At 61.9% G+C, this 12,554-nt stretch carries 11 protein-coding genes and 1 pseudogene; 9 read left to right on the plus strand and 3 right to left on the minus strand.

Annotated features, from left to right (window positions below; translation table 11 throughout):
* Positions 1-217: 217 nt before the first annotated feature.
* From C4J88_RS25600 to C4J88_RS25615, 4 genes are read left to right on the plus strand one after another with little or no spacing between them, the layout of a single operon-like run.
* Positions 218-1,573, plus strand: coding sequence for a pitrilysin family protein (locus C4J88_RS25600; RefSeq protein WP_124408430.1), 1,356 nt, complete (start codon positions 218-220; stop codon positions 1,571-1,573).
* The gene (locus tag C4J88_RS25605) at positions 1,566-3,056 is read left to right on the plus strand and encodes a pitrilysin family protein (RefSeq protein WP_124368706.1); all 1,491 of its coding nucleotides are present in this window, start codon (positions 1,566-1,568) and stop codon (positions 3,054-3,056) included. Before C4J88_RS25600 ends, C4J88_RS25605 begins: the two co-directional genes overlap by 8 nt.
* Positions 3,056-3,661 (plus strand): 16S rRNA (guanine(966)-N(2))-methyltransferase RsmD, encoded by a 606-nt coding sequence (rsmD, locus tag C4J88_RS25610; protein ID WP_124364821.1) that lies wholly within the window; start codon positions 3,056-3,058, stop codon positions 3,659-3,661. Before C4J88_RS25605 ends, rsmD begins: the two co-directional genes overlap by 1 nt.
* A gap of 29 nt (positions 3,662-3,690) precedes the next feature.
* A complete protein-coding gene (locus C4J88_RS25615; protein WP_124408431.1) occupies positions 3,691-4,686 on the plus strand; it encodes a hydrolase in 996 nt (331 codons plus the stop codon).
* Between the two features lie 643 nt (positions 4,687-5,329).
* Here the strand turns inward: C4J88_RS25615 and C4J88_RS25625 are convergent.
* Positions 5,330-6,184: a sulfurtransferase gene (locus C4J88_RS25625; protein WP_124408432.1), complete on the minus strand. Its 855-nt coding sequence runs from the start codon at positions 6,182-6,184 to the stop codon at positions 5,330-5,332.
* Between the two features lie 33 nt (positions 6,185-6,217).
* On the minus strand, positions 6,218-6,889 hold the full coding sequence (locus tag C4J88_RS25630; RefSeq protein ID WP_124368709.1) for a TetR/AcrR family transcriptional regulator: 672 nt from the start codon (positions 6,887-6,889) through the stop codon (positions 6,218-6,220).
* Between the two features lie 129 nt (positions 6,890-7,018).
* Here C4J88_RS25630 and C4J88_RS25635 point away from each other — a divergent pair.
* The 5 genes and pseudogenes from C4J88_RS25635 to C4J88_RS25655 all read left to right on the plus strand — a co-directional run.
* A pseudogene (locus C4J88_RS25635) lies at positions 7,019-8,461 on the plus strand (coniferyl aldehyde dehydrogenase); the annotation flags it as partial.
* Between the two features lie 28 nt (positions 8,462-8,489).
* Positions 8,490-9,035, plus strand: a complete 546-nt coding sequence (locus C4J88_RS25640; RefSeq protein WP_124408434.1) for a twin-arginine translocation pathway signal protein — start codon at positions 8,490-8,492, stop codon at positions 9,033-9,035.
* A 37-nt stretch (positions 9,036-9,072) separates the two neighbouring features.
* Positions 9,073-10,668, plus strand: a complete 1,596-nt coding sequence (locus C4J88_RS25645; protein WP_124408435.1) for a GMC family oxidoreductase — start codon at positions 9,073-9,075, stop codon at positions 10,666-10,668.
* 103 nt (positions 10,669-10,771) lie between these two features.
* A complete protein-coding gene (coaD, locus tag C4J88_RS25650; RefSeq protein ID WP_049711086.1) occupies positions 10,772-11,251 on the plus strand; it encodes a pantetheine-phosphate adenylyltransferase in 480 nt (159 codons plus the stop codon).
* Positions 11,252-11,353: 102 nt separating this feature from the next.
* Complete coding sequence (locus tag C4J88_RS25655) at positions 11,354-11,605, plus strand: YfhL family 4Fe-4S dicluster ferredoxin (protein ID WP_003195146.1); 252 nt, start codon at positions 11,354-11,356, stop codon at positions 11,603-11,605.
* 116 nt (positions 11,606-11,721) lie between these two features.
* On the opposite strand, the gene mutM is transcribed toward C4J88_RS25655, so the two are convergent.
* Positions 11,722-12,534, minus strand: a complete 813-nt coding sequence (mutM, locus tag C4J88_RS25660) for a bifunctional DNA-formamidopyrimidine glycosylase/DNA-(apurinic or apyrimidinic site) lyase (RefSeq protein WP_124368712.1) — start codon at positions 12,532-12,534, stop codon at positions 11,722-11,724.
* Between the last annotated feature and the right edge of the window lie 20 nt (positions 12,535-12,554).

Below are 12,554 nucleotides of genomic sequence, written 5' to 3' on the forward strand. Positions count from 1 at the left end.
CAAGGTAGCGACGCGCCAGCAGGCGCTTCGGTAAATAAAATTCGATGCGTAACAGACTGTTTTTTAGCCAGCTCGTTCATGCGCAACATTTTGAAGGCCAAAATAGGGCCTCAACAAGACAGCCGTAGTGGCCGTCCCTAGGTCGGATCAGTATCCTAGCACCTCCTCGCCCGCCGACGCTAAGACCAAGCGGGCAGTCCAACAGGTTAAAAAACGAATGAATGCTCTAGCCCGCCGCGCCGCAGGCCTGCTGCTCAGCACAGTTTGTCTGCCCTTTTCAGCTTTGGCTGCCGACCCACAACCCACCCACGAATTCACCCTCGACAACGGCCTCAAGGTGGTCGTGCGCGAAGATCATCGCGCGCCGGTGGTAGTTTCCCAGGTCTGGTACAAGGTCGGCTCGAGCTACGAAACCCCGGGCCAGACCGGTTTGTCCCATGCCCTGGAACATATGATGTTCAAGGGCAGCGCCAAGGTCGGCCCCGGCGAAGCCTCGCTGATCCTGCGCGACCTGGGCGCTGAAGAAAACGCCTTCACCAGTGACGACTACACCGCTTATTACCAGGTGCTGGCCCGTGACCGCCTGGGCGTGGCCTTCGAACTGGAAGCCGACCGCATGGCCAGCCTGCGCCTGCCGGCCGATGAGTTCAGCCGCGAAATCGAGGTCATCAAGGAAGAGCGCCGCCTGCGCACCGACGACAACCCGATGTCCAAGGCCTATGAACGCTTCAAGGCCATGGCCTTCCCGGCCAGCGGCTATCACACGCCCACCATCGGCTGGATGGCTGACCTTGAGCGCATGAAGGTCGAGGAACTGCGCCACTGGTACCAGGCCTGGTACGTGCCGAACAACGCGACCCTGGTAGTGGTCGGCGACGTCACGCCGGACGAGGTGAAAAACCTGGCCCAGCGCTACTTCGGCCCGATCCCCAAGCGTGACGTCCCGCCAGCCAAGGTCCCGATGGAGTTGGCCGAGCCCGGCGAGCGCCTGCTGACCCTGCATGTGCAAACCCAGCTGCCCAGCGTATTCCTCGGTTTCAACGTGCCGAGCCTGGCCACCGCCGAGGACAAGCGCTCGGTACAAGCCCTGCGCCTGATCTCGGCCCTGCTCGACGGCGGTTACAGCGCGCGTATCTCCGAGCAGTTGGAGCGGGGTGAAGAACTGGTCTCAGCCGCTTCCACCGATTATGACGCCTTCACCCGCGGCGACACCCTGTTCATGCTGACCGCCACGCCCAACCAGCAGAAGAAAAAAACCGTCGCCCAAGCCGAAGCCGGCCTGTGGCGCCTGCTGGAAGAGCTCAAAGCCAAGCCGCCGACCGTCGAAGAGCTGGAGCGCATCCGCGCCCAGGTGATTGCGGGCGTGGTCTACCAGCGCGACTCCATCACCGCCCAGGCCACGGCGATCGGCTCGCTGGAGACCGTCGGCCTGTCCTGGAAGCTGATGGACACTGAGCTTGCCGACCTGCAAAGCGTCACCCCAGAAGATATCCAGAAGGCTGCGCGCACCTATTTCACCCGCGAACGTCTGAGCGTCGCCCATGTTTTGCCTGAGGAGACCGCTCATGAGTGACCGCAAGAGCAACCGCCTGATTCTGCCCGGCCTGATCGCCGTCACCTTGATCGCGGCCGGTGCCGTGTACCTGTTGCGCCCGAGCGAGTCGGTCGCCAGCCAGGCACTGGACAAGGCCCAAACGGCCAACACACTGCAATCGCTGGCTGAACTGGACGGCAAGGCGCCGACCAACCGCAAGCTCGACGTGCAAACCTGGACCACCGCCGAAGGCGCCAAGGTGCTGTTCGTCGAAGCCCATGAACTGCCGATGTTCGACGTGCGCATCCTGTTCGCCGCCGGCAGCAGCCAGGACGGCAACGTGCCGGGCCTGGCGTTGATGACCAACGCCATGCTCAACGAAGGCGTGCCGGGCAAGGACGTCAGCCAGATCGCCAGCGGCTTTGAAGGCCTGGGGGCCGACTTTGGCAATGGCGCCTATCGCGATATGGCCCTGGTGTCCCTGCGCAGCTTGAGCGACAGCGACAAACGCGATGCCGCACTCGCGCTGTTCGATGACGTGATCGGCAAGCCGACCTTCCCGGCCGACTCACTGGCACGCATCAAGAATCAGATCCTGGCCGGCTTCGAATACCAGAAACAGAATCCCGCCAAGCTGGCGAGCATCGAGCTGTTCAAGCGCCTGTACGGCGACCATCCGTATGCCCACCCAAGCGAAGGCACGCCAGAAAGCGTGCCGGCGATTACCGTGCAACAGCTGCAGGCGTTCCACGCCAAGGCTTATGCGGCAGGCAATGCCGTGATCGCGGTGGTGGGCGACCTGACCCGCGCCGAAGCCGAAGCCATGACCGCCAAGGTCTCTGCCGCGTTGCCCAAGGGCCCGGCCTTGGCGAAGATTGCCCAGCCAACCGAGCCAAAGGCCGGCCTGAGCCGCATCGAGTTTCCCTCCAAGCAGACCCACCTGCTGTTTGCCCAGTTGGGCATCGATCGCGCCGATCCGGACTACGCTGCACTGTCCCTGGGCAACCAGATTCTGGGCGGCGGTGGTTTCGGCACGCGGTTGATGAGCGAAGTGCGTGAAAAACGCGGCCTCACCTACGGCGTGTACTCCGGCTTCTCGCCGATGCAGGTGCGCGGCCCGTTCATGATCAACCTGCAAACCCGCGCCGAAATGAGCGGCGGCACGTTGCGCCTGGTCGAAGACGTCGTGGCCGACTACCTCAAGACCGGCCCCACCCAGAAAGAGCTGGATGATGCCAAGCGTGAACTGGCCGGCAGTTTCCCGCTGTCCACCGCGAGCAACGCCGATATCGTCGGGCAGCTTGGCGCCATGGGTTTCTATAACCTGCCGCTGAGCTATCTGGAGGATTTCATGAAACAATCCCAGGCCCTGACCGTGGAGCAGGTCAAGGCTGCAATGAACAAACACTTGAGCGCCGACAAGATGGTCATCGTGACCGCCGGCCCGACGATTGCGCAAAAGCCACTACCGCCCCCCACTGATAAACCTGCCGAGCAGCCGCTCGGGGTTCCGGAGCATTAATGGCCAGTTCATCTCGCCCGAAAAAACCTGTCCACAACGTACATAACGGTGTGGGCCAACTGCGCATCATTGGCGGTGAATGGGGCAGCCGCAAGCTGAGCTTCCCCGACGTCGTGGGCCTGCGCCCGACGCCAGATCGCGTGCGCGAAACCTTGTTCAACTGGCTTGCGCCCTACATCGGCGGCGCCAAGGTGCTCGACCCGTTTGCGGGCAGTGGCGCGCTGTTCCTGGAGGCGCTGTCCCGTGGCGCCTCCCAGGCCCAGGCGCTGGATGCGAGCAATGTGGCGGTGTCCAGCCTCAAGGAACACCTGGGCACGTTGCGCTGCACCAACGGCCAGGTTCAGACCGCCGACGCCTTGCGCTACCTGGAAACCCAGGCGGCCAGCGAATACGACGTGGTGTTCCTCGACCCACCGTTCAACCAGAACCTGCTGCCGACCGTGTGTGCATTGCTGGAAGAACGCCAATGGTTGGCGCCGGATGCGTGGGTCTACACTGAAAGCGAGACAGCGCCGTCGACGCTCGGCCTGCCGGGGAGCTGGCGCTTGCACCGTGAGCAGAAGTCCGGGCGGGTTTATTACGCGTTGTGGCACCGCACCCTGTAGGAGCGAGCTTGTCAGGCAGCGAGTATTTCATGACGGCATCTGTGGACCGCTTCACCCCCGCCTTCGGCCTCGGCAACCCCCATCTGCAAACGCTGTGGGGGCCGCTATGGCGTCCCACCACGCATATCGAGCGTCAGCGCGAACGCCTGTGGCTGGAAGACGGCGACTTTCTGGACCTCGACTGGCACGGCCCACATGACGTGCACGCGCCTGTGGTGCTGGTGCTGCACGGGCTAACCGGCTCGTCCAACTCGCCCTACGTCGCCGGCCTGCAAAAGGCGCTCGCGGCCCAAGGCTGGGCCAGCGCAGCCTTGAACTGGCGCGGTTGCTCAGGCGAGCCGAATTTGTTGGCCCGCAGCTACCATTCCGGTGCCAGCGAAGATCTGGCGGCAGCGATTGCCCATCTGCGTGCCAAGCGGCCGTTGGCGCCTTTATATGCGGTGGGTTATTCCTTGGGCGGCAACGTATTGCTCAAGCACCTGGGGGAAACCGGCGACGCCTCCGGGCTGCAAGGCGCGACGGCGGTGTCGGTGCCGTTTCGCCTGGATCAATGCGCGGACCGCATAGGGATTGGCTTCTCGCGGGTGTATCAGAAGCACTTTATGCGCGAGATGCTGGCTTATGTCCGCGTCAAGCAACGCCAGTTTTTGCAGGACGGCCGACAAGACGGGCTCAACGCCCTGGAGGCGTTGGGTCCGTTGGAGAAAATGCGCACGTTCTGGGATTTCGATGGCCGGGTCACCGCGCCGCTGCACGGTTTCCTCAGCGCCGAGGACTACTACCGCCGCGCCTCGAGTCGCTACTACCTGGGCGCTATCCGCACGCCGACGTTGATTATCCAGGCGGCTGATGACCCGTTCGTGTTTGCCCACAGTTTGCCCGAGGCCAGTGAGCTATCAGACTGTACCGAGTTCGAGCTGACGGCCAAGGGCGGGCATGTGGGGTTTGTAGAGGGTTCGCTGAAACGCCCCGGCTACTACCTGGAACGCCGCATCCCCCAATGGCTACTGGCACAACACAGATAAAAATTTGGGAGGGGGCTTGCCCCCGATTGCGGCCTGACAGCCGACCAGGATGTCGGATCAGGGCGAGTACATATCCGTTGCTGCGGTAACGGCGGCTTAGGGTTCCGCCCTGACGGCGGGTCACTTTGGAAAAGAGCCCCAAAGTAACCAAAGGGCTCTTGCCCCACCACTCGGCACCTCGCCCCGGCTCGGTGTGCCCGTAATCCGACAGTGATTTGGGGGGCCGCCGCCACGCGCCATCCATGGCGCGGGGCGGCTAAACCGGCATCCCTGCCGGTTTACCCCCCAAATCAATATCGAATTCAGGCCAGCGTGGTTTAACGGGGCGCCTAGATCAAAAGCAAGATCAAGAGCGACTCGCTTCGCATCGTGGTTACCGTAGGCTGCTACAAAATTGTGTAGATACCTATGGCTATCGGGGGCAAGCCCTAATGCCAGTCAGTTAAGGACGAACACTGTACCTGTGGCGAGGGAGCTTGCTCCCGCTGGGCCGCGAAGCGGCCCCAAAAATGGGACTGCTGCGCAGTCCAGCGGGAGCAAGCTCCCTCGCCACAGGTTACTTTTTACCCTTTCTACTTCTTAAACTGACTGGCATTAGGGCAAGCCCCCTCCCACATTTTGATCGGGTTCGCAGGCCGATTGCTCAGTCGCCAGTGGCAATTTCCCGCGCTGGATCCGTAATCCACTCACTCCAAGATCCCGCATACAACTTGCCCAACGGATACCCCGCCAAGCCCAACGCAAACAGGTTATGACACGCTGTCACACCCGAACCGCAATACGCCACCAGCTCATCCGGCGACCGGCCCTGCAACTGCGCAGCAAAACGCTGTTTGAGCTGCTCAGCCGGCAAAAAGCGCCCATCACTGCCCAGGTTTTCATTGAAGGCCGCGCATTGAGCGCCTGGAATATGCCCGGCGATCGGGTCGATTGGCTCCACATCGCCACGAAAACGCGCCTGGGCGCGAGCATCGATCAACGTCATGTCCGGTTCGCCCAGGCGTTTCTGTAACTGCTCGGCATCGAGCACCAATCGATTATCCGGCGTACCGGCAAACGTGCCTGGTTCAACCACCGGCGCATCCAGGCTCAATGGGAAGCCCGCCGCGTGCCACGCCTTGAGGCCGCCATCCAGGATAAACACACCCTCGCGCTTGCCGAGCCAGGCCAGCAACCACCATGCCCGAGCCGCAAAGGCCCCTGGGCCGTCGTCATACAGCACCACGTCGGTATCAGCGCTGATGCCCCATGCCTGCAATTGCTGAATGAAGGCGTGCGCCGCGGGCAGCGGGTGACGGCCGGTCACGCCCTTGATCACCGGGCCGCTGAGATGGCGCTCCAGGTCGGCATATTGCGCCCCTTCGATATGCCCTTCGGCATAGCTGCACAGGCCGTAATCCGGGTCTTCCAGGGCGAAACGGCAATCGAGGATCACCAGCCCGGCCGACGTTTGGCGCTCGGCTAATGCCTGGGGGCTGATCAGTTGGGCAAGCGGCATGATTGACTCCTGTGCATACAAAGGGGAAAGGTCTTACTTCACTTCTTCCAATGCCTGGTTCAATGGCACGTAAAACTCTTTGAACAACCCATCCACCGCCGTTTTTGCCTGAGGCGTGACAAACCCTGCCTCCAGCACCAGCACCTGATAGACCCCACGTTTTATCGCTTCGGCGCTCAAATGAGTGGAATTTTCATTGGTGGTGCACAGGAAACGCACCCACGAGGTGAGGATGATCCAGGCATTGAGGGTCAGGGCCTCGGTTTGCACCGGGTCCATCGTGAGGATGCCGGCGTCGACAAAGCCCTGGTAGATTGCCCCGCCCTGGATCAGGCAGCGCTGGGAGAACCGCCGATAGCCCGTGGCCAGCTCGGGGTCGCTTTCCAATAAATGTTCGAGGTCGCGGTGCAGGAAGCGGTAGCGCCACATGCCGGCCAGTACCGCCTGCAGGTAAAAGCGTTTGTCTTCCACCACCATCGCCCGCCCCTGAGGCGGGCGTAGGAAACTGTCCACCAACGCTTCGTATTCACGGAACAGCACGGCGATAATCGCCTGCTTATTGGGGAAGTGGTAGTACAGGTTGCCCGGGGAAATCTCCATATGGGCAGCGATATGGTTGGTGCTGACACTGCGCTCGCCCTGCTGGTTAAAAAGCTCCAGGCTGGTTTGCACAATTCGCTCGCTGGTCTTTACTCGTGGTGCCATAGGGCTCAGCTTCCAAACACAGGATGAGGCATCTTACGGCCTATCCGGGTCAGGATAAATCTGGTTGTTACTGCAATGTTATTTGACAATTTAGAGTAATGACTCTAAAAATCCAGGCAGACCTATAACAACCGGGACCGCGCCATGTCTGCCAACGTTGCCTACCTGCAGCAATCCCAGGCGCTGGATCAACTCCAGATCCTGTTCGACGCCCAACGTCGCGCCTATGCCGCCAACCCGATGCCGCCGGCCGCGCAACGCCAGCAATGGCTCAAGGCCCTGCGCGATGTGCTCAGCAATGAACGCCAGGCGCTGATCAATGCGATCAGCCAGGACTTCAGCCATCGCAGCGCGGACGAAACCCTGTTCGCCGAACTGATGCCCAGCCTGCACGGCATTCACTACGCGAGTAAACACCTCAAAGGCTGGATGAAACCTTCTCGGCGTGCTGTAGGCATTGCCTTTCAGCCCGCGTCGGCCAAAGTCATTTACCAACCGCTGGGTGTGGTCGGCGTCATCGTGCCGTGGAACTACCCGCTGTACCTGGCTATCGGTCCGCTGGTCGGAGCCTTGGCCGCCGGCAACCGGGTAATGCTCAAGCTCAGCGAATCCACGCCGGCCACCGGCGAACTGCTCAAGGCATTGCTGGCAAAAATCTTCCCCGAGGACCTGGTGTGCGTGGTGCTCGGCGAAGCTGATGTCGGCGTGGCGTTTTCCAGGTTGCGTTTCGATCATTTGCTGTTCACCGGCGCCACCAGCATCGGCCGGCATGTGATGCGGGCCGCCGCCGAACACCTCACCCCGGTCACCCTGGAGTTGGGCGGCAAATCGCCGGCCATTGTTTCCGCCGACGTGCCGCTCAAGGACGCCGCCGAACGTATCGCCTTCGGCAAGGCCTTGAACGCCGGGCAAACCTGCGTGGCGCCCGACTATGTGCTGGTGCCGGAGGAACGTGTGGGCGGTTTTGTCGAGGCTTACGCCAACGCGATTCGCGGGTTTTATCCGACCCTGGCCGACAACCCGGACTACACCGCCATTATCAACGAGCGGCAACTGGCCAGGCTCAATGCCTACGCCAAGGATGCCACCGACAAGGGCGCCACCCTGATTCCTCTTTACGACCAGGGCCAGGCACGCCGTATGGCCCATAGCCTGTTGCTGAATGTGAGCGACGACATGACGGTCATGCAGGACGAAATCTTTGGTCCGCTATTACCGATCGTGCCCTATCGCGGCATCGACCAGGCCTTTGCCTACATCAACCAACGCCCTCGCCCGCTGGCCCTGTATTACTTCGGCTACAACAAACGCGAACAGGACCGTGTGCTCCACGAGACCCACTCCGGTGGCGTGTGCCTGAACGACACCCTGCTGCACGTGGCCCAGGACGACATGCCATTCGGCGGCATCGGCCCCTCTGGCATGGGCCACTACCACGGCCACGAAGGTTTCCTGACCTTCAGCAAGGCCAAGGGCGTGCTGGTCAAACAGCGTTTGAACGCGGCGAAGCTGATCTACCCGCCCTACGGAAAAACCATTCAGAAGTTGATCCAGAAGCTGTTTATTCGCTGATAACCTCACCTGCGGGACAATAAAAACAATGAACCCCAGCCTGACTGAAACACCTGCGCTGTCGCGGCGCGGCGTCTTGAAAATCGGCCTGTGCGCCAGCGCGTTCCTGGCCACCGCCGGGCTGGGGGCGAGCCTCAGCGGCTGCTCGGGCAGCACGCCGGCCAGCGGCTTTGCGCTGTTGCGGACCAGTGACCTGCCATTTTTGCGCGCGGTGATCCCGGTACTGCTGGAAGGCGCAGCCAGCGCCCAGGCCGTCAGCGCCGGGATTGAAGACACCCTGAAAAAGCTCGACTACAGCCTGCAGCACCTGTCACCCGAGATGTTCAAGCTCACCCAGCAGCTGTTCGATGTGCTCGGCATGGGCATTACCCGAGGCCCGCTGACGGGTATCTGGGGCAGTTGGGAAAACGCCAGCGCGGAGCAGATCCGCAACTTCCTGCAGCGTTGGGAAAACAGCTACCTGAACCTGCTGCGCATGGGCCAGGGCTCGCTGCTCAAGCTGGTGACCATGGCCTGGTACTTCCGGCCCGAGTCCTGGGCCCATTGCGGCTATCCCGGCCCGCCGAAAATCTGATTTGCATCCCCAACAATAAAAACCAGAGACGAACCTGATGCCCGTACCCGATCTATTCCGCGACGGCATGGCCCGCGGCTGGAAAACCCACAACGGCGCCGCCCTCGACAGCGACCTGACCCTGGAAGCCGACGTAGCCATCATCGGCAGCGGCGCCGGTGGCGGCACCACCGCCGAAATCCTCAGCGCCGCTGGCTACAAGGTGCTGTTGATCGAAGAAGGCCCACTCAAGACCAGCAGCGATTTCAAGCTGCTGGAAGACGAAGCCTATGCCAGCCTGTACCAGGAAGGGATCGGCCGCATGAGCAAGGACGGTGCGATTACCATCCTGCAGGGCCGGGCGGTGGGCGGCACCACGCTGATCAACTGGACCTCCAGCTTCCGCACACCGGATGCCACCCTCGCCCATTGGGCCAGCGACTACGCGGTGAAGGGCCATAGCAGCGCCGAGATGGCGCCGTGGTTCGAGACCATGGAGCAGCGCCTGGGCATCGCGCCATGGGCCCTGCCGCCCAATGCCAACAACGACGTGATCCGCAAAGGCTGCGAAAAGCTCGGCTACAGCTGGCACGTGATCCCGCGCAATGTGCGCGGTTGCTTCAACCTGGGTTATTGCGGCATGGGCTGCCCGGTCAATGCCAAGCAATCGATGCTGGTGACCACCATCCCCGCCACGCTGGAGAAAGGCGGCGAGCTGCTCTACCTGGCTCGCGCCGAGCGCCTCAAATACAGCGGCGACATGATCAGCAGCCTGGAATGCGTGGCCATGGATGAGCGCTGCGTGGCGCCTACCGGCCGCAAGATCACCGTGAAGGCCAAACACTACGTACTCGCGGGCGGCGGCATCAACAGCCCGGCATTGCTGATGCGCTCGGGCGCGCCCGACCCGCATTCACGCCTGGGCAAACGCACCTTCCTGCACCTGGTGAATTTCTCCGCCGGGTTGTTCGACGAGGTGATCAACCCGTTCTACGGTGCGCCGCAGTCGATCTATTCCGACCACTTCCAGTGGCAGGACGGCACCACCGGTAAAATGTCCTACAAACTAGAAGCTCCGCCCCTGCATCCAGGACTGGCTACCACCCTGTTCGGCGGCTACGGCGCGCAGAACGCCCTGGACATGAGCCAATTGCCCCACACCCACGCCATGCTCGCGCTATTGCGAGACGGCTTTCACCCCGACAGCCCTGGCGGCGCAGTGGAATTACGCGGTGACGGTACGCCGGTGCTCGACTATCAGGTCTCGCCCTATGCCTGGGACGGCCTGCGCCGGGCCTTCCACAGCATGGCCGAGATTCAGTTCGCGGCGGGCGCCAAATCGGTCAAGCCCCTGCATCACGACGCCCGGTACGTGAATAACCTGGCAGATGCACGTAGTTTGATCGACGGTTTGAGCCTCGAACTGCATCGCACCACCCTGGGCAGCGCCCATGTGATGGGCGGTTGCGCCATGGGCGAAGACCCGACAAACGCAGTGGCCGATAGCCTCGGTCGCCATCACCAACTGCGCAACCTGTCGATTCACGACGGCTCTCTGTTCCCCACCAGCATTGGGGCAAATCCCCAATTGTCGGTGTATGGATTGACTGCCCAACTGGCGTCGGCTTTGTCCGAACGTCTGAAAACAGCGTGAAAAATCGCAGGATTCACGGCATCTATCTACATAAGTCGACTTGGCCGACCGGGATGGCTGCGATACCATCCGGTTCCCCAACGGACTCCGCCAGGACGACGCGATGAACCGAGTGTTGTACCCAGGTACCTTCGACCCGATTACCAAAGGCCATGGCGATCTGGTCGAACGCGCCTCTCGCCTGTTCGACCATGTGATCATCGCGGTTGCCGCCAGCCCCAAGAAAAACCCGCTGTTCCCGTTGGAACAACGCGTGGAGCTGGCCCGTGAGGTCACCAAGCACCTGCCTAACGTAGAAGTGGTGGGCTTTGCGACGCTGCTGGCGCATTTTGCCAAGGAGCAGAATGCCAATGTGTTCCTGCGTGGCCTGCGCGCGGTGTCGGATTTCGAATATGAATTCCAGCTGGCCAACATGAACCGCCAACTGGCGCCGGACGTGGAAAGCCTGTTTCTGACGCCGTCGGAACGTTACTCGTTCATTTCCTCGACGTTGGTGCGCGAAATCGCTGCTTTGGGCGGAGATATCACCAAGTTCGTGCATCCGGCCGTTGCGGATGCGCTGACGCTACGCTTCAAGAAGTAAGACCGCTCAACCGGCGCCCGCTCGCGCTGCGGGCGCCAATGCGGCACAATTGCGCGCATTAGTTTTCAGATGCCTTGGCTGACGGCCCTGGCAGGAGTTTTCATGTCCCTGATCATCACCGACGATTGCATCAATTGCGACGTCTGCGAACCCGAGTGCCCGAACGCTGCAATTTCCCAGGGCGAAGAGATCTACGTGATCGACCCCAACCTGTGCACCCAGTGCGTCGGCCACTACGACGAACCCCAGTGCCAGCAGGTGTGCCCGGTGGATTGCATTCCATTGGATGAAGCCCATCCGGAGACGGAAGAGCAGTTGATGGAGAAGTACCGGAAGATTACCGGTAAGGCTTGAGGCTATTCAGCGCCTGTAAGGGCCTCATCGGGAGCAAGCCCCCTCCCACATGTGAACGCATTTCAAATGTGTGAGGGGGCTTGCTCCCGATGGCGGCATCAGCCATCACACAGCAATCAGCTCTGGCACTTGGGACAAAACACACTCGCCCGCTGCCCCAGCACCACATTGCGCAACTCGGTCCCGCAGACCTTGCACGCCGCGCCGCCCCGGCCATAAACGAACAACTCCTGCTGGAAATACCCCGGCTGCCCATCGCCACCGATAAAGTCGCGCAACGTGGTACCGCCGCGCTCGATGGCAGCCGCCAGCACGCGCTTGATCTCGATCGCCAGCTTCAGATAACGCCCCCGCGATATACCGCCCGCCGCGCGACGCGGATCGATTCCCGCCGCAAACAGCGCTTCCGTCGCATAGATATTGCCCACGCCCACCACCACCGCGTTATCCATGATGAACGGCTTCACCGCCATCGACCGCCCACGGGACAGCTGGAACAAGCGCTCGCCATCAAACAGCGCGGTCAACGGCTCCGGCCCCAGGCGGATCAGCAGCGCGTGGTTGTGCGGGTCCTGGCTCCAGAGCATCGCGCCAAAGCGCCGGGGGTCGGTGTAGCGCAGGGCCAGGCCGGATTCCAGCTCGATATCCACATGTTCATGCTTGGCCGCAGGCATGCCGACTTCAACCAGGCGCAGGTTGCCCGACATGCCCAGGTGGCTGATCAAGGTGCCCACTTCGGCATTGATCAACAGGTACTTGGCGCGCCGCTCCACCAGCACGATGCGCTGCCCGGACAGGCGCACATCGAGGTCGTCGGGAATCGGCCAGCGCAGGCGGCGCTCACGCACCACCACCCGGCTGACGCGCTGGCCCTCCAGGTGAGGGGCAATCCCGCGCCGGGTGGTTTCGACTTCTGGTAACTCAGGCATGTGTACCTCGGGAAGAAAGG

Origin of the sequence: Pseudomonas sp. R4-39-08, from assembly GCF_003852275.1 — a bacterium.
Taxonomy (GTDB): Bacteria; Pseudomonadota; Gammaproteobacteria; order Pseudomonadales; family Pseudomonadaceae; genus Aquipseudomonas.